At 68.7% G+C, this 19,401-nt stretch carries 18 protein-coding genes and 2 pseudogenes; 10 read left to right on the forward strand and 10 right to left on the reverse strand.

The genetic code is table 11. The features are described 5' to 3' along the window. The first annotated feature begins 38 nt into the window (after positions 1-38). A complete protein-coding gene (locus ABS735_RS33340; protein ID WP_373901432.1) occupies positions 39-779 on the forward strand; it encodes an ABC transporter ATP-binding protein in 741 nt (246 codons plus the stop codon). Next, complete coding sequence (locus tag ABS735_RS33345) at positions 773-3,247, forward strand: FtsX-like permease family protein (protein WP_373901431.1); 2,475 nt, start codon at positions 773-775, stop codon at positions 3,245-3,247. The genes ABS735_RS33340 and ABS735_RS33345 overlap by 7 nt, the downstream gene beginning before the upstream one ends. A 19-nt stretch (positions 3,248-3,266) precedes the next feature. Here ABS735_RS33345 and ABS735_RS33350 read toward each other — a convergent pair whose 3' ends face one another. From ABS735_RS33350 to ABS735_RS33375, 6 genes are all read right to left on the reverse strand, one after another. Beyond that, complete coding sequence (locus ABS735_RS33350; RefSeq protein WP_373901430.1) at positions 3,267-4,190, reverse strand: RpnC/YadD family protein; 924 nt, start codon at positions 4,188-4,190, stop codon at positions 3,267-3,269. 196 nt (positions 4,191-4,386) lie between these two features. Beyond that, complete coding sequence (gene tuf, locus ABS735_RS33355; RefSeq protein ID WP_007443930.1) at positions 4,387-5,580, reverse strand: elongation factor Tu; 1,194 nt, start codon at positions 5,578-5,580, stop codon at positions 4,387-4,389. A 172-nt stretch (positions 5,581-5,752) separates the two neighbouring features. Beyond that, entirely contained in the window at positions 5,753-7,879 is a 2,127-nt protein-coding gene (gene fusA / locus ABS735_RS33360) for an elongation factor G (protein ID WP_373901429.1), read from the reverse strand. Positions 7,880-7,918: 39 nt separating this feature from the next. Continuing rightward, the gene (gene rpsG / locus ABS735_RS33365) at positions 7,919-8,389 is read right to left on the reverse strand and encodes a 30S ribosomal protein S7 (RefSeq protein WP_003974303.1); all 471 of its coding nucleotides are present in this window, start codon (positions 8,387-8,389) and stop codon (positions 7,919-7,921) included. 2 nt (positions 8,390-8,391) lie between these two features. After that, positions 8,392-8,763 (reverse strand): 30S ribosomal protein S12, encoded by a 372-nt coding sequence (gene rpsL, locus ABS735_RS33370; RefSeq protein WP_003948652.1) that lies wholly within the window; start codon positions 8,761-8,763, stop codon positions 8,392-8,394. Between the two features lie 290 nt (positions 8,764-9,053). Continuing rightward, positions 9,054-9,578: a hypothetical protein gene (locus ABS735_RS33375; protein ID WP_373901428.1), complete on the reverse strand. Its 525-nt coding sequence runs from the start codon at positions 9,576-9,578 to the stop codon at positions 9,054-9,056. Between ABS735_RS33375 and ABS735_RS33380 the strand changes: the two genes are divergently transcribed. The 3 genes from ABS735_RS33380 (at position 9,567) to ABS735_RS33390 (ending at position 11,016) form a co-directional block, all read left to right on the forward strand. Continuing rightward, the gene (locus ABS735_RS33380) at positions 9,567-10,232 is read left to right on the forward strand and encodes a phage tail tube protein (RefSeq protein WP_476755865.1); all 666 of its coding nucleotides are present in this window, start codon (positions 9,567-9,569) and stop codon (positions 10,230-10,232) included. The genes ABS735_RS33375 and ABS735_RS33380 overlap by 12 nt on opposite strands. 86 nt (positions 10,233-10,318) lie before the next feature. Then, positions 10,319-10,609 carry a hypothetical protein gene (locus tag ABS735_RS33385; protein ID WP_373901426.1) on the forward strand — a complete coding sequence of 97 codons (291 nt, stop codon included), beginning with the start codon at positions 10,319-10,321 and terminating at the stop codon, positions 10,607-10,609. A gap of 65 nt (positions 10,610-10,674) precedes the next feature. Continuing rightward, on the forward strand, positions 10,675-11,016 hold the full coding sequence (locus ABS735_RS33390; RefSeq protein WP_373901633.1) for a hypothetical protein: 342 nt from the start codon (positions 10,675-10,677) through the stop codon (positions 11,014-11,016). Positions 11,017-11,640: 624 nt separating this feature from the next. Here ABS735_RS33390 and ABS735_RS33395 read toward each other — a convergent pair. The 3 genes from ABS735_RS33395 to ABS735_RS33405 form a co-directional block, all read right to left on the reverse strand. Continuing rightward, positions 11,641-12,027 (reverse strand): DUF3592 domain-containing protein, encoded by a 387-nt coding sequence (locus ABS735_RS33395; RefSeq protein WP_373901425.1) that lies wholly within the window; start codon positions 12,025-12,027, stop codon positions 11,641-11,643. A gap of 162 nt (positions 12,028-12,189) precedes the next feature. Continuing rightward, positions 12,190-12,516: a hypothetical protein gene (locus ABS735_RS33400; RefSeq protein ID WP_373901424.1), complete on the reverse strand. Its 327-nt coding sequence runs from the start codon at positions 12,514-12,516 to the stop codon at positions 12,190-12,192. A 59-nt stretch (positions 12,517-12,575) separates the two neighbouring features. After that, positions 12,576-12,776, reverse strand: a complete 201-nt coding sequence (locus ABS735_RS33405; RefSeq protein ID WP_373901423.1) for a hypothetical protein — start codon at positions 12,774-12,776, stop codon at positions 12,576-12,578. Between the two features lie 66 nt (positions 12,777-12,842). On the opposite strand from ABS735_RS33405, the gene ABS735_RS33410 reads away from it, so the two are divergent. From ABS735_RS33410 to ABS735_RS33430, 5 genes and pseudogenes are all read left to right on the forward strand, one after another. Next, positions 12,843-13,541, forward strand: coding sequence for a hypothetical protein (locus ABS735_RS33410; RefSeq protein ID WP_373901422.1), 699 nt, complete (start codon positions 12,843-12,845; stop codon positions 13,539-13,541). A gap of 30 nt (positions 13,542-13,571) precedes the next feature. Next, positions 13,572-14,579, forward strand: a pseudogene (locus ABS735_RS33415) (phage tail protein); the annotation flags it as partial. Next, positions 14,576-14,845: pseudogene (locus tag ABS735_RS33420) on the forward strand (peptidoglycan-binding protein); the annotation flags it as partial. The pseudogenes ABS735_RS33415 and ABS735_RS33420, both read left to right, overlap by 4 nt. 10 nt (positions 14,846-14,855) lie before the next feature. Then, positions 14,856-15,107 carry a hypothetical protein gene (locus ABS735_RS33425; RefSeq protein WP_186776954.1) on the forward strand — a complete coding sequence of 84 codons (252 nt, stop codon included), beginning with the start codon at positions 14,856-14,858 and terminating at the stop codon, positions 15,105-15,107. Next, positions 15,094-15,354, forward strand: coding sequence for a hypothetical protein (locus tag ABS735_RS33430; RefSeq protein WP_061443073.1), 261 nt, complete (start codon positions 15,094-15,096; stop codon positions 15,352-15,354). Before ABS735_RS33425 ends, ABS735_RS33430 begins: the two co-directional genes overlap by 14 nt. Positions 15,355-15,412: 58 nt before the next feature. Here ABS735_RS33430 and ABS735_RS33435 read toward each other — a convergent pair whose 3' ends face one another. Beyond that, complete coding sequence (locus tag ABS735_RS33435) at positions 15,413-19,312, reverse strand: DNA-directed RNA polymerase subunit beta' (RefSeq protein WP_373901421.1); 3,900 nt, start codon at positions 19,310-19,312, stop codon at positions 15,413-15,415. Positions 19,313-19,401 lie beyond the last annotated feature (89 nt).

Genomic DNA, 19,401 nt, shown 5'->3' on the forward strand with positions numbered 1-19,401 from the left:
GTGAAGGCACCGCGCCACCGACCGGGAAGTGGGAACAGATGACCAGCGACGACGCCATCCGAATGCGCTCCGTCAGCAGACGGTACGGCCTGGGCGACAACGCCGTCACGGCGCTCGACGAGGTCTCCCTCGCCTTTCCGCGCGGCACCTTCACCGCCGTCATGGGCCCCTCCGGCTCGGGCAAGTCGACCCTGCTGCAGTGCGCGGCCGGTCTCGACCGGCCCACGTCGGGGTCGGTCGTCCTCGGCGGCACGGAGCTGACGGGGCTGAGCGAGCGGCGGCTGACCCTGCTGCGTCGCGAACGCGTCGGCTTCGTCTTCCAGGCGTTCAACCTGCTGCCGTCGCTGACCGCCGCGCAGAACGTGGCACTCCCCCTGCGGCTCGCCGGACGCCGCCCCTCACGCTCCCGGGTGCGCGAGGCGCTGGCCCAGGTCGGGCTCGCCGACCGCGCCCGGCACCGACCCACGGAGCTGTCGGGCGGCCAGCAGCAACGCGTCGCCCTCGCCCGCGCCCTGATCACCCGCCCGGAGGTGCTGTTCGCCGACGAGCCGACGGGGGCGCTGGACTCACGCACCGGGCGCGAGGTGCTCACCCTGCTGCGCGGCATGGTCGACCGCGAGGGCCAGACGGTCGTCATGGTCACGCACGATCCGGTGGCCGCGTCCCGCGCCGACCGTGTGGTCTTCCTCGTGGACGGCCGACCGGACGGCGAGCTGACCGGGGCAGGAGCCGACGCCATCGCCACTCGGATGACTCGGCTGGAGGCAGCCCCGTGCTGATCGTCACCCTCCACACCCTGCGCACCCGATGGGTCACCTTCGCCGGGAGTTTCGTCGCCCTGTGTCTGGGTGTCGCACTGCTTGCGGTGACGGGACTGGCGCTCGCCTCCTCGTCGGCCGCACCGGACCGGGCACCGGAGCGGTTCGCCGCCGCGCCGGTCGTGGTCCGGGGCCAGGACACGCTGCGGGTGTCCACACCGGTCGGCGACCGTACGGAGAAGCTCGCCCGGCCGCGTGCCGTGCCCGCCGGGACGGTCTCCGAGCTGCGGCGGCTCGGCCGGATCGTCGAGGACCGGTCCTTTCCGGTGCGTGTTGCGAGCGGGCCCGGGGACTGGCCGGGTGACCTGGTGGGGCACCCGTGGTCCACCGCCGCGTTCGCACCGTACGAGATCGACGCGGGCCGCGCGCCGCACGCCGCCGGGGAGGTCGTCGTCAGCGGCGGCTGGGCCGCGCCCGGCGAACGGCTTCGCACGCGCCAGGGCGTCGTCGAGGTCGTCGGCACCGTGGCGGACCGCGGCTTCGAGAACGCCGTCTTCTACACCGACGCGCAGGCCGCCCGGCTCTCCCCAGCCAGCCTCCAGCTGGTGGTCGACGCGGACCCGGCGGCGGTGCGGGACGCGGTGCGCGGCAGCGCGGGGGTGCGGGTGCTGACCGGGGACGACCGCCGGTACGCCGACCCCGGTTCGGAGCAGGACAGCGAGGCGCTGACCGCGATGAACTCCCTGTTCGGCACGGCCGGTGGCGTCACCGCCTTTGTGTCGGTGTTCGTCGTGGCGTCCACCTTCGCCTTCGCGGTCGCGCAGCGGCGGCGGGAGTTCGGACTGCTGCGCACCGCCGGGGCCACCCCCGGGCAGGTCCGCCGGACGGTGCTGGCCGAGGGGCTGGCGGTGGGCGTCCTCGCGTCGGCGGCCGGTTGCGTGCTCGGGTCGTACGGCGCCCCCCACCTGGCGGCATGGGTGGTCGACGAGGGCCTGGCACCGGACTGGTTCACCATCGGCGACCATACGTGGCCGTACCACCTGGCTTTCTGGACCGGGCTGCTCGTCGCCCTCGGCGGCGTCGTCGCGGCATCCTGGCGGGCCGGCCGGACCGCCCTCACGCAGGCACTGCGCGAGGCGTCCGTGGAGCCCCGGGCCATGACCCGGGGCCGGTGGCTGTGCGGCGTGGCCCTGCTGCTGACCGCGCTGGTGACGCTCGCCGTCGCCCTCGCCGACGACCCCGGAGACCTCCTGCACCGCAAGACGTACGTGAGCCGGCCGATGCTGCTGATCAGTGCGGCGGCGCTGCTCGCCCCCGTCGTGGTGCGGCCCCTGACCCGGCTGCTGACCTGGCTGCCGGCCCGGCTCCCAGGGGCGGCGGGCATGCTGGTGCGGGAGAGCGCCGCTGCCGGGACACGCCGCACGGCTGCCGTGGCGGCACCGGTACTGGTGACGGTCGCCCTCGCGGGTTCCCTCCTCGGCGCCACCGCGACGCTGAACGAAGCCGGCGCGACCGAGGCGCGCGAGCGGACAGCCGCCGAATTCGTGGTCACGGCGACGGACGAGAGCGGCTTCGACGCGGCGGCGGTGAACCGGCTGCGCGCGGTACCGGGCGTGGCCACCGTCTCCCCGGCCTCCTCGACCGCCGTGTACGTCCTGGAAGAGGGTGTGGCCCTCGTCGGGTCCGACGCGCGTGCCGTCGCCGACCCCGCCGCGCTGGCGGCCACCACCCGGCTGCCGCTCGCGGCGGGGAAGGTGACCGACCTGGACGACGGCTCGGTCATCGTCAACGAGGAGTGGGAGCGGCACTCCGTCGGCGAGCGCGTACGGGTGTGGCTCGGTGACGGCACGGAGAAGACGCTGCGCATCGCCGCCGTGATGACCACCGGTACCGGCGACAACGGGGTCTACGTCACCTCCGCCAACGCGCCGGGCGCGCCGGTCGACCGGGTGGACGTCGCCGTCGCGGCCGGCGCGGACGCCAGTGCGGTGGCCGAGGCGCTGCGCGGGGCGGTGGGACCGGCCGGCGGCCAGGTGTCGGACCGGGACGCATGGCTGACGTCCACACGCCCCGGGACCAACACCACGACCCGGGCGGGCCTCTTCCTGGTTCTCGGCATCGCCCTGCTCTACAGCGGGATCTCCCTGGTCAACACCATGGTGATGGCCGCCTCCGACCGGGTGCGCGACCTGGCCGTACTGCGGCTGGCGGGCGCCACCGGATGGCAGGTACTACGGCTGATCGGCGCGGAGTCGCTGACGGTGGTCGTGGTCGGGGCGGTACTGGGGCTGGTCGTGGCCGTGCTCAACCTGGCCGGGATGTGGGCGGCGCTGCGCCTCCTGTCTGTGCCCAGTGCCCCCGTCCTGCCGTGGCCGGCCCTCGCCGGAGTCGTCGGCACCTGCGCGGTACTGACCGTGTTTGCGTCGGTACTGTCGGCGGCCATGGCACTGCGGTACCGCGCGGTGGCACTGGCGGGGGCACGGGACTGACCCCGCCAGGCAGGACGGCTCAGTCCCCTTCGGCTCCGAACACGTCCGCTGCCGAAGAGGCCGTGATGGCTCGTGAGAACCAAACCGCCAGAATGTCCAGATCCCCGCACCCGGCGATCCTCGCCCGCTCTTCCTCGGACACCACAACACCCCGCCGCTCCATCAACAGCAGAATGGCTTCGGCCAGCCCTTCAGCCCGGCCCTTGGCCTGCCCCTCGGCCCGGCCCTCTTCACGCCCCTCGGCCCTGAGATTCTGCGCAGTCTCCGACTGGAAGAAGGAAAGGTCGGCGGCCATGATTTGCCTCCAGAGTTCCGCGGCCGGCGTCTTGCCGAGGCCTTGTTCCGTGAGCTCGATGAAGATGCTGGCCGTGTTCCCGTCGTCGGCCGACAGGCCCTTCAGTGCCGACGCCAGCGCTTTCAGTATGGCATCGGCGTCCCGGTCCCGGCGGTGCAGCGCCGCGGACAGCACGGTCAGCGGGATGTCGCGCGCCGCCTCGTCGGGGCTGTCGATCACGGGCAGCTGGTCCGGCCCGAGAACCAGTGGCCGCACGGTGAGCGAGGGCCACTGCTGCGGGCCGATGTCGACCTCCCGGGCCGCCCAGGCAGCCGTCCGCCGGTCGGCGCAGACGACCAGCAAGACCGGTGGCAGTCGGTACTTGGCGTGCAGGTGCGACAAGTAGTACGCCCAGCTCGCGGGCTTGTCGCGATCCTGCTTGCCCTGTGACTCGACGGCGAGCAGGAAGCTGCCGTTGTCGCCGGTCTCCATGCGCAGCAGCGTGTCCACGCGCCGTTCAACCGGCCGGTTCTCGGTGAGGTCGGTGGTGAGCGGTACCGCGGAGACCGGTTCGGCGAAGGAGACGCCGAGCGCCTTGACGGCACGGGCGAAGAGCGCAGGGTCCTCCTGGAAGATCCGGTGCAGCGCCTCGTGGGATGAACTGACCATGCGGCGAACGTAGAAGAGCAGCGGACATTGCCAGGCATATATGCCGAGAGTGCACGCGATCGAGTGACGACTCCGGCACGCGCATGACGCCGGACCCCTCCAGCAACGCCGGAGGGGCCCGCACGACCGAAGTCGTGCGGGCCCCTCCTCAGGCATCAGCCCATGTCAGGTCAGGTGACCGACAAGCAAGCGGAGCTTACTTGTTGATCTTGGTGACCTGACCGGCGCCCACGGTCCGGCCACCCTCGCGGATGGCGAACTTCAGGCCCTCTTCCATGGCGACGGGCTGGATGAGCTCCACCTTCATCTCGGTGTTGTCACCCGGCATGACCATCTCGGTGCCCTCGGGGAGGGTCACGACGCCGGTCACGTCCGTCGTACGGAAGTAGAACTGCGGACGGTAGTTGTTGAAGAAGGGGGTGTGACGGCCACCCTCGTCCTTCGACAGGATGTAGGCCTGGGCCTCGAACTCGGTGTGCGGGGTGACCGAGCCCGGCTTGATGATGACCTGGCCGCGCTCGACGTCCTCGCGCTTGATGCCGCGGAGGAGCAGACCGACGTTCTCACCGGCCTGGCCCTCGTCGAGGAGCTTCCGGAACATCTCGATGCCGGTGACCGTGGTGGTGGTCTTCTCCTGCTTGATGCCGATGATGTCGACGGTCTCGTTGACCTTGAGGACACCACGCTCGATGCGGCCGGTGACGACCGTACCGCGACCGGTGATGGTGAAGACGTCCTCGATCGGCATCAGGAACGGCTTGTCGACGTCGCGCTCGGGCTCCGGGATGGCCTCGTCCACGGCCTTCATGAGCTCGAGGACCGAGTTGCCCCACTCCTTGTCGCCCTCGAGGGCCTTCAGAGCGGAGACCTTGACGACCGGAACGTCGTCGCCCGGGAACTCGTACTCGGAGAGGAGCTCACGCACCTCGAGCTCGACGAGCTCCAGGATCTCCTCGTCGTCCACCATGTCGGCCTTGTTCAGGGCGACGACGATGTACGGAACGCCGACCTGGCGGGCCAGGAGCACGTGCTCCTTGGTCTGCGGCATCGGGCCGTCGGTGGCCGCGACCACGAGGATGGCGCCGTCCATCTGCGCCGCACCCGTGATCATGTTCTTGATGTAGTCCGCGTGACCGGGGCAGTCGACGTGGGCGTAGTGACGCGCCTCGGTCTGGTACTCGACGTGCGCGATGGAGATGGTGATACCGCGCTGGCGCTCTTCGGGAGCCTTGTCGATCTGGTCGAAGGCCGAGGCCTCGTTCAGGTCCGGGTACGCGTCGTGCAGCACCTTGGTAATGGCGGCCGTGAGGGTCGTCTTACCGTGGTCGATGTGACCGATGGTGCCGATGTTGACGTGCGGCTTAGTCCGCTCGAACTTCGCCTTCGCCACTGGGGTCCTCCTGTGGAGTGGTTCTGTACGCCTTACTCATCGGCGCCAGGATGATCTTTGCTGGGAAACCCGGGCCCGGGGCATTCCGCCGGGTTGGCGGCGGAATGCCCCTTGCAGGCTCCGGGGTCAAGCCTAAAGCGTGTGAACGGGGTCCGTTAAACGGAGTAGCCCGTTACTCGCCCTTGGCCTTCGCGATGATCTCCTCGGCGACGTTCCGGGGAACCTCGGCGTAGGAGTCGAACTGCATCGAGTAGCTTGCGCGACCCGACGTCTTGCTGCGGAGGTCGCCGACGTAGCCGAACATCTCCGACAGGGGCACGAGGCCCTTGACGACGCGGGCGCCCGCACGCTCCTCCATGGCCTGGATCTGGCCACGGCGGGAGTTGATGTCGCCGATGACCTCACCCATGTAGTCCTCGGGCGTGGTGACCTCGACGGCCATCATCGGCTCGAGGAGCACGGGCGAAGCCTTGCGCGCGGCCTCCTTGAAGGCCTGCGAACCGGCGATCTTGAAGGCGAGCTCGGAGGAGTCGACCTCGTGGTAGCCACCGTCGATGAGCGTGACGCGGACGCCCGTCATCTCGTAGCCGGCCAGGATGCCGAACTGCATGGCCTCCTGCGCACCGGCGTCCACCGAAGGGATGTACTCCTTCGGGATGCGGCCACCGGTCACCTTGTTCACGAACTCGTACGAGGCGTCGCCGCCCTCGATCGGCTCGATCGCGATCTGCACCTTGGCGAACTGACCGGTACCACCGGTCTGCTTCTTGTGGGTGTAGTCCACGCGCTCGACGGTCTTGCGGATCGTCTCACGGTACGCGACCTGCGGCTTACCGACGTTGGCCTCGACCTTGAACTCGCGCTTCATCCGGTCGACCAGCACCTCGAGGTGAAGCTCGCCCATGCCGCCGATGACGGTCTGGCCGGTCTCCTCGTTGGTGTGGACCTGGAAGGACGGGTCCTCCTCGGCCAGGCGCTGGATGGCGACACCCAGCTTCTCCTGGTCGCCCTTGGACTTGGGCTCGATCGCGACCTCGATGACCGGCGCCGGGAAGTCCATGGACTCCAGGATCACCGGGTTCTTGTCGTCGGACAGCGTCTCACCGGTGGTGGTCTGCTTCAGGCCCATGACGGCGACGATGTCACCGGCGCCCACCGACTCGATCTCCTCACGCTTGTTGGCGTGCATGCGGTAGATCTTGCCGATGCGCTCCTTCTTGCCCTTGACGGAGTTCAGCACCGCGGTGCCGGACTGCAGGCGGCCCGAGTAGACCCGGACGAAGGTGAGCTTGCCGAGGTGCGGGTCGCTCATGATCTTGAAGGCGAGCGCGGCGAGCGGCTCCTCCTCCGACGGCTTGCGCGTGACGACGACCTCGGGGTCCTTGACGTCGTGGCCCTCGATGGCCTCGACGTCGAGCGGGGTCGGCAGGTAGCGCACGACCGCGTCGAGCAGGGGCTGGACGCCCTTGTTCTTGAACGCGGTACCGCAGAACACGGGGGTGACCGTGGTCTCGTCGGACTTGCCGGACGCGATGGTGATACGACGGATCGCGGCGTAGAGCTGCTCCTCGGTGGGCTCCTGGCCCTCCAGGAAGAGCTCCATGACCTCTTCGTCGTTCTCCGCGACGGCCTCGACCAGCTTGCCGCGCCACTCCTCGGCGGCCTCGGTGTGCGTGGCCGGGATGTCGACGGTCTCGTACATCTCGCCCTTGGCCGCGTCGGCGGACCACACGAGCGCCTTCATGCGGACCAGGTCCACGACGCCCTTGAAGTCGGCCTCGGCGCCGATCGGGAGCTGCATGACGAGCGGCTGGGCGCCCAGGCGGTCCGAGATCATCTCCACGCAGCGGTGGAACTCGGCGCCGGTACGGTCCAGCTTGTTGACGAAGCAGATGCGGGGCACGCCGTAACGGTCGGCCTGACGCCACACCGTCTCGGACTGCGGCTCGACGCCGGCGACACCGTCGAACACGGTCACGGCACCGTCGAGCACACGCAGGGAACGCTCCACCTCTACGGTGAAGTCGACGTGCCCCGGGGTGTCGATGATGTTGATCGTGTAGTCGTTGTCCTCGAGCGGCCAGTGACAGGTGGTCGCAGCAGACGTGATCGTGATGCCACGCTCCTGCTCCTGCTCCATCCAGTCCATCGTGGCGGCGCCGTCGTGGACCTCACCGATCTTGTACGAGACGCCGGTGTAGAACAGGATCCGCTCGGTGGTGGTCGTCTTGCCCGCGTCGATGTGGGCCATGATCCCGATGTTGCGGACCTTGGCCAGGTCAAGTGAAGTGGTAGCCATAAGGCTTCAGTCTTCTCTCGGTCTCGATGTGGGTAGCGACTACCAGCGGTAGTGCGCGAAGGCCTTGTTGGACTCGGCCATCTTGTGCGTGTCCTCGCGCTTCTTCACAGCGGCACCCAGGCCGTTGGAGGCGTCGAGGAGCTCGTTGAGCAGACGCTCGGTCATGGTCTTCTCGCGACGGGCGCGCGAGTAACCGACCAGCCAGCGCAGCGCGAGGGTGTTGGCGCGGCCGGGCTTGACCTCGATCGGCACCTGGTACGTCGCACCACCGACACGGCGGGACTTGACCTCGAGGGTCGGCTTGATGTTCTCGAGAGCGCGCTTGAGCGTGATGACCGGGTCGTTGCCGGTCTTCTCGCGCAGGCCCTCCATGGCGCCGTAGACGATGCGCTCGGCGGTGGAGCGCTTGCCGTTCAGCAGCACCTTGTTGATCAGGGAGGTCACCAGAGGAGAACCGTAGACCGGGTCGATGATGACCGGGCGCTTCGGGGCGGGGCCCTTACGAGGCATTCTTACTTCTCCTTCTTGGCGCCGTAGCGGCTGCGGGCCTGCTTGCGGTTCTTCACACCCTGGGTGTCAAGCGAACCGCGGATGATCTTGTAGCGAACACCCGGCAGGTCCTTCACACGGCCGCCGCGCACGAGCACGATGGAGTGCTCCTGCAGGTTGTGCCCCTCACCCGGAATGTAAGCGGTGACCTCGATCCCACTGGTCAGACGCACACGCGCGACCTTACGCAGGGCCGAGTTCGGCTTCTTCGGGGTGGTCGTGAACACACGCGTGCAGACGCCACGACGCTGAGGGGAACCCTCGAGTGCGGGCGTCTTGTTCTTCTCGACCTTGTCCTGCCGGCCCTTCCGGACCAGCTGCTGGATCGTAGGCACTACTTCTCCGGTTTCTGTGTGCCGAATGGTAAAGCTAACCTGGAACGTCACCGACCCACGCGGTCGGGTGTGTCGAAGCCGCGAGCTCCGCCCGCGAGGCGGTAGGAGACGCGAAATGCGGTGGCCGCATACGGCCCCGGTGCGGTTGTAGGCACGCACGAGGCCAGGGCACACCCCAGGCACAAGGTATGAGCGTACCTAGCGCATTCGCTGCGGTCAAAACAAATGGGCGACACCGGCGGCCCCGCCCGGTTCGGCGGGTTTCGTCCCGATCGTCGACGGGACCGCGCTCACAGCGCACCGCCGTCCGAGGCGCCGGCGCGGCCGTCGTCGTCCGGTCGACGGCGGTTCGTGCGCAGCCGGGGAATGGTGGGCGCGCGGGAGCCGGGGCTCTTGGGGACCAGTGCGGGCGGTGCGGCCGGCCGCCGGCCGCCTGTCGCGTTCGCCTGTGACGCCGGGGCACCGGACCCACCGGGCCCGCCGGGTCCGCCGGAGCAGCTCCGCTTCCGCGCCTTCCCGGCGTCGGCGTTCGCGCGTGCTCCGTCGCCGTTCGCGCGCGCCCCCTCGGCATCGCGGCCGACCGCTTCCGGTTCCTCCTGGCGCAGCGGGATCACGACCGCCTGGCCCGGTGCTCGCCGTACCAGCCGTAAGGCACGTCCGTTCGCGGCCCTCGCCTCGGCCAGCGCGGGCTCGTACCGGGCCGCGGCGTCCCGCCAGCCGCTGGCGTACGCCGCCGTCTCGCGGCGGTCCAGCTCCGCCCGGAGCAGGACGACCACCTCGTCGGGCGCACGCCGGTCGAGGTAGTGGCCGAGCATGGCGAGGAGCCCCGCGTAGTCGTCGGGGCCGGGGGCGCCCGCGAGGGGGGCCGGCGGGTCGTCGGCGGAGGGGGGTGGGGTGTCGCTGGCCGCGTCCTCATCGCGGACATCAACGCGCCCCTCCCGGCGGCCTTCTCCGACAACCCGGCCACCGACTGGGGCTCGGCGTGGACGGACCTCGGCTACACCTCCACCGACGGCGTGACCTTCTCCAAGAAGGACAAGCTGGACCCGGTCGAGACGTGGCAGTCGATCAGCCCGGCCCGGTTCGTCTACGCGGACCGGGACCTGACGCTGAAGTTCTCGATGCTGCAGTTCAACGAGGACACGCTGCCCTTCTTCCTGGGCGGCAAGTCGGCGGACTTCCGCCGGGACGCCACCTCCGGCGCCGTCCAGTTCGACGTGCCGGACGGCCCGACCTTCGACGAGCGCGCGCTCGGCCTGGAGTTCACCGACGGCTCGGCGGTCACCTACCGCTTCGTCATCCCGCGCGGCCAGGTGACGGCCACCGACGACATCAAGCTCGCCCGCAAGGCGGCCGCGCTGCTCGGTGTCACCTTCACCGCCCTGTCCCCGGGTGACGGCCAGGCCCTGGCGACCTTCGTCATGAAGGACGCCGCCTACGCGGTCCCGGCCTCCGCGCCGACCGCCTGATCCCCGCCGGGCGGGGGCCGGCCCACACGTCCGGCCCCCGCCCGGCAGGGCCTCCCGCACACCCACCACGGACGAAGAAGACACCCATGGCCTCATTCGACGTGAACGCCGCCCGCGCCCAGCGCATGGAGGCGGTCGGCCGCTCCTGGTCGTTCGCCCTGGACGGCGACGCCTTCGAACTGCCCACCGAGCTGAGCCGCGCCACCGCCAGGGCGCTGCGCGGCCTCGACGACAACGACGTCGACGGGCTGCTGAAACTGCTGCTGGGCGACGAGCAGTTCGCCCGCTTCGAGCGGCGCGACGTCACCATGCAGGACATCGCCGCGATCCTGGAGGCGTACGGCAAGGAGACCGGGCTCGGCCTGGGGGAAGGCTGAGCCTCGACGCGTTCGTGGAAGAACACGCCGAGGCTCTGGAAGCCGACTTGCTGCGGCACTTCGGTGTGGACCTGCTCGACTGGCACCGCGGCCGGCTCACCTCCCGCCGGCTCGCGGTGCTGGTCAAGCACATGCCACGCGACAGCGCCGTCAACCAGGAACTCCACGGCGACGGCGCCGAGTGGACGGTCACCGACTACCTCCTGGCCGCCGCAGTCGACCACCTGGCCGCCGCCAACTGGATCTTCGCCTCCGTCAACACGGACGAGGACTCCGAACCGCCCGAGCCACCGGCACCGGTGCCGCGGCCGGGGGACGAGGCGCCCGCTGCGGACGCTGCCGGGGAGGAGGCGGAAGGGCCGGTCGACGCCCCCAGCCGTGCGGAACTCATGCGCTTCTTCGCGTGAGCGTCAGACCAGCGCTACCCCGGCGCAGCAACCGAGCACAGCGCCCGCCAGGCTCAGCGCGAGAAGGGCGTTGCGCGCGCTCCTCCGCGGGGCCCGACGCGGCCACCGTGCCACCACGGTCGATCCGCACGCTCCACAGCAGCAGGGCGGTCCCCCACCTGCGGAACAACCAGTGTCCGTACAGCACGCCGGGCAGCAGGGCGCTCAGCAGGCCTACGACAGCCATGGCCACCCGGCTCTGGAACGTGTCGGCGATGAACACGGCAGACCACAGAAAGCGGGCCCCGAGGACCGCACCCATGACGACGGGCACCACAGCGGCCGGCATGGGCCCGCGCACGCCCTCCCGCCACAGGTGGGCGAGCCAGTACGAGCACCCCGGCTCCCGCTGCGAACAATCCCGCCACCGAGTATCCGGTGCCGGACGGACAGGGAACACCGATACGCGGACCGCAGTTCGAATGCCTCCCGGCCAATTTCCACATGGCCGTCAGGAAGCTGCCCACACCTGTACATATCGCCAGATTGAGAATCAGCACAAGTATTTCCGGACGCAAGCACAGCAGACGGAGCCGACATGTCCGCCCGGCCACCCGCGCCGGCGCGTCCTGGCCGTTTTGCCGCTCAGCCGAGGGCCATCACCAGGAGACCGATCTCGACCGCCGTGAGCGTGATCAGATCCATGCGTTTCCACAAGGGTTTGCGGGCGGAGAGGACGGTCTCGACCCGACCTGGAGCCTGCGGATCGTACAGGACCGCGACAAAGTCCCCCACCCGCGTCCCAGCAGGCACATCGCTCTCGTTCGCCGAACAAGTCATCCGGCTGCCGTCCCCGACGGGGAAGCTCAGAAGGAACGTGGGGCCGCCGCCCTGGGTGCGCCACTCACGGTCGTAGCAGCGCGCCTCCGCCTGGACGCCACGCTTCCGTACCAGAAGTCGCCGCCTGGATATCCAGATGATGGCGAAAAGTCCGAGAATCGACGGTATAAAAAGCATAGGTTCCTCGCTCATGCTCTCGCCTCCCACAACACGGACGTGGAACCGGAACCGCCCGAGTCATCGGCGGCGGCTCTCCGACCGAAGGACGTCGCCCCAGGCATGACGTGGTGGGAAGAGCCGGAGGCACTGGCTGCCCTCAACTGTGCGCAGTTCATGCGCTTCTTCGTGTGGACGTCAGACCAGCACCATACCGGCGCAACAACCGAGCACGGCGCCCGTCAGGCTCAGCGCGAGAAGGACGTTACGCGCGCGCTCCTCCGCGGGGCCTGACGCCGCCACGGTCCCACCACGGTCGATCCGCACGCTCCACAGCAACAGGGCGGTCCCCCACCTGCTGAACAACCAGCGCCCGTACAACACACCGGGCAGCAGCGCGCTTAGCACTCCCGCGACCGCCATGACCACCCTGCTCTGGGTGGAGTCGGCGATGGACACCGCAGACCACAGGAACCTCGCCGCGAGAACCGCGCCCAGGAAAACCGGCACCACCGCCGCCGGCATGGGGCCACGGACACCTTCCTGCCACAAGTGGGCGAGCAACGCGAGAACCCCGAAAAGCATCATCGCCGGCCCGCCACCGAGTATCCGGTGCCGGACGGGCAGGCGACACCGATGCGCGGACCGCAGTTCGAAGGCCTTCCGGCCAATTCCCACATAGCCATCAGGAAGCTGCCCGCACCGGTCCATACCAGCAGATTGAGAACAAGAACAACAATTCCGGACACCAGCACACTGTTCGGTACAGGTTCTTTGTCGCGCACTTTCCCCCACCCCATAAGTGGACGAACACTAGCAGCCGACATCTCGGCGGACAAGGACGGGCAGGAGTGACTGACTACACGGAACTGGCGAGCGCCGTGGGCGAACTCAAGAGCAAGGTTGCCGCGATGGAGATCGCGGCAACGCAGAGGAGTATTGCGGCAGCCACGGCCCTCAAGCCCACGGATCCCTCTCTGCAATACATCACCAAAGAACAGTTCGATGCCCGCTGGGCAGAGGCGAAGAGTTCCGACGACGCCCAGGCCGCCAAGGAGTGGATCGCTTCTCCGGCGGGAATCAAGGCGCTCGAATCTGCTGCAGCCAAGTGGGAGATGAACGGCGGCGCTGCCGCCGGAAACTTCGCCAACCTGGGCCTGAACGGCCTGGGCATGTCCTGGGACGTCGTCAAGCTGGAACTTCCCCCACTGCTCGATCTCTCCAAGAAACCCACCGAATGGCTTGGCCGGGTCTTTCCATGGATTCTCAACGAGAACGAGGACCAGGCACAGCTGGGAAAGGCCATGCAGGATATTCAACGCCTGCAGGACTCCGTCATCCGGTCTCACAACACCCTCCGCGGAAATATACGAAATTCGAACCTGCGAATCGGCACCCTGGAACGGCGGATGAAAGCCATCCGCACCACGACCAGGCAGACGCGGAGCGAGGTCGCCCAGCATTCGCGGCCTGGCTCCACCACCAGTGAGGCGGACCGCCTGCGGAGCCTGGAGCAGCACGTGCAGCGCCTGGCGCACGCTCTCGGGTAATCCGGTCCTCGACAGCAGATTGGATTGGCCATGTCTCTAGTCCGCTCACTCGGGAGCGCGTCCGGGTCGTTGCGCACCTTTTCCTCGCTTGTTTCCTCCACGGCCAGAGGCACCCAAGGACACGCGAAGAACGTCAAGGCCGGTGACAGCGGCCTCAAGAAACTCAAGACCTCCGCCCAGGGCTCCGCCCGCGAGCTGCAGAACATCCAGCGCGCCGCCGACAAGGCCGAGCGGTCGATGTCGAAGGCCGGCAAGACCGGGCAGAAGAGAGGTGGGCGGGTCGGGAAGTTCAAGTCCGGGGCCGACAAGGCGTCCAAGGGCATGAAGGGGCTCAACAAGTCGATGAAGGGCAACCTCGTCGGCCAGTTGCTGTCACTGCTCGCGCCGCTCGTCCAGAAGGTGGTCGAGATGGCCGCCCGCTCGAAGACCATGCAGAAGGTCCTCAAGGTCGCCTTCGCCGCGATCAAGAAGGTCATCAGCTCGGTCATGAAGGTCATCGGCCCGATCATGAAAAAGGGCGCCGCGCTGATCAAGAAGGTCTGGGACGGCATCAAGAAGGCGATCACCGTCGTCATCAAGGCCGTCGCCAAGGTCATCAAGACCTACTTCAACGCCTGGAAGAAGATCATCACGCCCGTCGTCAACTGGGTCCGCACCGTCATCCCGAAGGCCTTCAGCCGGGTCAAGGAGAAGCTGTCCAGCATCTGCGGCGGCCTGAAGGGCATCGCGAGCCGTGCCTTCGGCAAGATCAAGGGCGCGGTGAAGGGCCCGATCAACTCCGTGATCGGCCTCATCAACTCCGCCATCGGCGAGCTCAACCGCATCAAGGTCAAGATCCCCGGCTGGGTCCCGGGCGTCGGCGGCAAGTCCTTCGGCATCAGCCTGCCGCAGATCCCCCGGCTCGCCGCGGGCGGCATCGTCCAGCCCCGCAACGGCGGCGTGCACACCATCGTCGCCGAGGCCGGTGAGGCCGAGGCCGTGCTGCCGCTGTCCAAGCTGGACCGGCTGCTGCGTTGCCCCAGACCCGCCCCTCCGGCGGCCCGGCAGCACCGCGCCACCAGCCCTTCCCCGGTGCCGGCTTCTTCACCAGCCGCACCAGCTCGCCCGTCATCACCGCCATGGGGCGCCGGCTCGTCGCCGAGGGCTGCTCCGAGTACGCCGTCGTTCCCGGCCCCCGCTGGACCGACGCCGACCGCCGCTCCTACGCCGCCTGGCAGCGCAGGCTCGGCTTCCGGGGCGCCGACGCCGACGGCATTCCGGGCCGCACCTCATGGAACGCCCTCAAGGTCCCGTACACGAAGTGAGGAGCCAGCCATGTCCGACGCCGCAAGGCGTACCGCCCGCACCGTCCTGCAGACCGCCGTCGCCCTTGCCCTGCTTCTGCCCGCGCTTGTCGACGCGGCCGGAATCCCGGCGTCCCTGCCCTGGGTCGCCGGGGCCCTGGCCGTCGCGGGGGCGCTGACCCGGGCGATGGCCGTGCCCGGGGTGCAGGCCCTGCTCCCGGCGTGGCTGCGCACCGCGCCGCCCGGAGGCGAACCGTCGGGAGGCGCCCATGACGGAGACTGACCCGAACAACCCGGTCGCCGTCGCGCTGGAACTGGAGCGCCTGCGCGGCAGCCTGGAGGCCGGCTTCGCCCGCGCCGACGGCCAGCTCGCCCTCCTGGTGCAGCGCAGCGACCAGACCGACAAGCAGCTCGCCGACCACGAGGCCCGGCTCGACACGCTGGAACGCTCCCGCTGGCCCCTCGCGAGCATCACCGCGCTCGCCGCGACGGCCGGCGTCGCCGTCGCGCTGTGGGAGGTCCTGCACTGACCCACGCCGAAGGGCGGCCACCCCTACGGGGTGACCGCCCTTCGTTCAAACCGCCCGCTTACTGGTTGTACGGACCGTAGTCGTAGTCCTCCAGCGGAACGGCCTGGCCGGAGCCCGTGCCGAACGGCGAGTAGTCGATGTCGTCGTAGCCGACGGCCGAGTACATCGCGGCCTTGGCCTCCTCGGTCGGCTCCACCCGGATGTTGCGGTAGCGGGACAGGCCCGTACCGGCCGGGATGAGCTTACCGATGATGACGTTCTCCTTGAGGCCGATGAGGCTGTCGGACTTGGCGTTGATCGCCGCGTCCGTCAGGACTCGGGTCGTCTCCTGGAAGGAGGCGGCCGACAGCCAGGATTCCGTCGCCAGCGAGGCCTTGGTGATACCCATCAGCTGCGGACGACCGGAGGCCGGGTGACCGCCCTCCTGGACCACACGACGGTTCTCGGTCTCGAACTTCGTGCGCTCGACCAGCTCGCCGGGCAGCAGCTCGGCGTCGCCGGACTCGATGATCGTCACGCGGCGCAGCATCTGCCGGATGATGATCTCGATGTGCTTGTCGTGGATCGACACGCCCTGCGAGTTGTAGACCTTCTGGACCTCGCCGACCAGGTGGACCTGGACGGCACGCTGACCCAGGATGCGCAGCACGTCGTGCGGGTTGGTGGCACCCACGGTGAGCTTCTGGCCCACCTCGACGTGGTCGCCCTCGCCCACCAGCAGACGGGCACGCTTCGAGATCGGGAACGCCGTCTCGTCGCTGCCGTCGTCGGGGGTGACGACGATCTTCTTGGTCTTCTCGGTCTCCTCGATCCGGACGCGGCCGGAGGCCTCGGAGATCGGGGCGACACCCTTCGGGGTACGGGCCTCGAAGAGCTCGACGACACGCGGCAGACCCTGCGTGATGTCGTCACCGGCCACACCACCGGTGTGGAAGGTACGCATCGTCAGCTGGGTGCCGGGCTCACCGATGGACTGGGCGGCGATGATGCCGACCGCCTCACCGATGTCGACCAGCTTGCCGGTGGCCAGCGAGCGGCCGTAGCACATGGCGCAGGTGCCGACCTGGGACTCGCAGGTCAGGATCGAGCGGGTCTTGACCTCCTCGACGCCGTGGGCGACCAGGGCGTCGATGAGCACGTCACCGAGGTCGACGTTGGCCGGCGCGATGACCTTGCCGTCGATGACGACGTCCTCGGCGAGCATGCGGGCGTAGACGCTGGTCTCGACGTCCTCCGCCTTGCGCAGCACGCCGTCGGCGCCGCGCTCGGCGATCCGCAGCCGCAGACCGCGCTCGGTGCCGCAGTCCTCCTCGCGAATGATGACGTCCTGGGAGACGTCGACCAGACGACGCGTGAGGTAACCCGAGTCGGCGGTACGCAGAGCGGTGTCCGCCAGACCCTTACGGGCACCGTGCGTGGAGATGAAGTACTCCAGCACGGACAGGCCCTCACGGAAGGAGGCCTTGATGGGACGCGGGATCGTCTCGTTCTTCGCGTTCGACACCAGACCACGCATACCGGCGATCTGACGCATCTGCATCATGTTGCCTCGTGCACCCGAGTTCACCATCATGAAGATCGGGTTGGTCTTCGGGAAGTTGTCGTTCATCGCCTCGGCGACTTCGTTGGTCGCCTTGGTCCAGATCGCGATGAGCTCCTGCGTGCGCTCGTCCTTGGTGATCAGACCGCGCTCGTACTGCTTCTGGACCTTCTCGTCCTGCGCCTCGTAGCCCTTGACGATCTCCTTCTTCGCCTCGGGAACGACGACGTCGGAGATGGCCACGGTGACGCCGGAACGGGTCGCCCAGAAGAAGCCGGCCGCCTTCAGGTTGTCGAGCGTCGCCGCCACGATGACCTTGGGGTAGCGCTCGGCGAGGTCGTTGACGATCTCGGAGAGCTGCTTCTTGCCGACCTCGTAGTCGACGAACGGGTAGTCCTCGGGCAGCAGCTCGTTGAAGAGCGCGCGGCCCAGCGTGGTCTTCAGGGTGAAGGTGTCACCCTGCTGCCACTCCGGCTCACCCTCCTCGCGGGCCGGGGGCTCCCAGCCGCGGGGCGGGATGGTGCCCACCGGGAAGCGGATGTCGACCTTCGACTGGAGCGACAGGTCGCCCGCGTCGAACGCCATGATCGCCTCGGCGGCGGAACCGAAGGCACGGCCCTCACCCTTGAGGTCGCGGCCCTCGCCGTCGGTGGTGAGGAAGAACAGACCGAGGACCATGTCCTGGGTCGGCATCGTCACCGGACGGCCGTCGGCCGGCTTGAGGATGTTGTTCGAGGACAGCATCAGGATGCGGGCCTCGGCCTGCGCCTCCGCGGACAGCGGCAGGTGCACGGCCATCTGGTCACCGTCGAAGTCCGCGTTGAACGCGGTGCAGACGAGCGGGTGGATCTGGATGGCCTTGCCCTCGACCAGCTGCGGCTCGAAGGCCTGGATGCCGAGGCGGTGCAGGGTGGGCGCACGGTTCAGCAGAACCGGGTGCTCCGCGATGACCTCTTCCAGCACGTCGTACACGACCGTGCGGCCGCGCTCGACCATGCGCTTGGCGCTCTTGATGTTCTGCGCGTGGTTCAGGTCGACCAGGCGCTTCATCACGAACGGCTTGAAGAGCTCCAGCGCCATGGCCTTGGGCAGACCGCACTGGTGCAGCTTCAGCTGCGGGCCGACGACGATGACGGAACGCGCCGAGTAGTCGACTCGCTTGCCGAGCAGGTTCTGACGGAAACGACCCTGCTTGCCCTTGAGCATGTCGCTCAGGGACTTCAGCGGGCGGTTGCCGGGACCGGTCACCGGGCGACCACGACGACCGTTGTCGAAGAGGGCGTCCACGGCCTCCTGGAGCATGCGCTTCTCGTTGTTCACGATGATCTCGGGCGCGCCGAGGTCGAGAAGCCGCTTCAGGCGGTTGTTGCGGTTGATCACGCGGCGGTACAGGTCGTTCAGGTCGGAGGTCGCGAAGCGGCCACCGTCCAGCTGCACCATCGGACGCAGGTCCGGCGGGATGACCGGCACGCAGTCGAGCACCATGCCCTTGGGGCTGTTGCTGGTCTGCAGGAACGCGGAGACGACCTTGAGGCGCTTGAGCGCACGGGTCTTCTTCTGGCCCTTGCCGGTGCGGATGATCTCGCGGAGGCGCTCGGCCTCCTCGTCGAGGTCGAAGGACTCCAGGCGCTTCTGCAGCGCGGCGGCGCCCATCGAGCCGTCGAAGTAGGTGCCGAAGCGGTCGCGCAGCTCGCGGTAGAGCAGCTCGTCGCCCTCCAGGTCCTGGACCTTGAGGTTCTTGAACCGGTTCCACACCTCGTCGAGGCGGTCGATCTCGCGCTGCGCACGGTCGCGCAGCTGCTTCATCTCACGCTCGGCACCTTCGCGCACCTTGCGGCGCACGTCGGCCTTGGCGCCCTCGGCCTCCAGCTCGGCCAGGTCGGTCTCGAGCTTCTTGGCGCGGGCCTCCAGGTCGGAGTCGCGGCGCTGCTCGATCTGCTGACGCTCGACGGAGACGTGGGCCTCCAGCGAGGGCAGGTCGCGGGTGCGGCGCTCCTCGTCCACGAAGGTGATCATGTACGCGGCGAAGTAGATGACCTTCTCGAGGTCCTTCGGCGCCAGGTCCAGCAGGTAGCCCAGGCGCGACGGGACGCCCTTGAAGTACCAGATGTGGGTGACGGGAGCGGCCAGCTCGATGTGGCCCATCCGCTCACGGCGCACCTTGGCGCGAGTGACCTCGACGCCGCAGCGCTCACAGATGATGCCCTTGAAGCGGACGCGCTTGTACTTGCCGCAGTAGCACTCCCAGTCCCGGGTCGGACCGAAGATCTTCTCGCAGAAGAGTCCGTCCTTCTCGGGCTTGAGGGTGCGGTAGTTGATGGTCTCGGGCTTCTTGACCTCGCCGTGGCTCCACTGACGGATGTCGTCAGCGGTGGCCAGACCGATCCGGAGCTCGTCGAAGAAGTTGACGTCGAGCACTATGCGTCAATCCCTCTCAGGGTTGTAAGTCTGTGGTCTGAAACGGGGGTCGCGGGATCGGCGGGGCCTGTGGGTGACAGGCCCCGCCT

It is taken from the genome of Streptomyces sp. MMCC 100 (genome assembly GCF_041538145.2).
Taxonomy (GTDB): Bacteria; Actinomycetota; Actinomycetes; order Streptomycetales; family Streptomycetaceae; genus Streptomyces.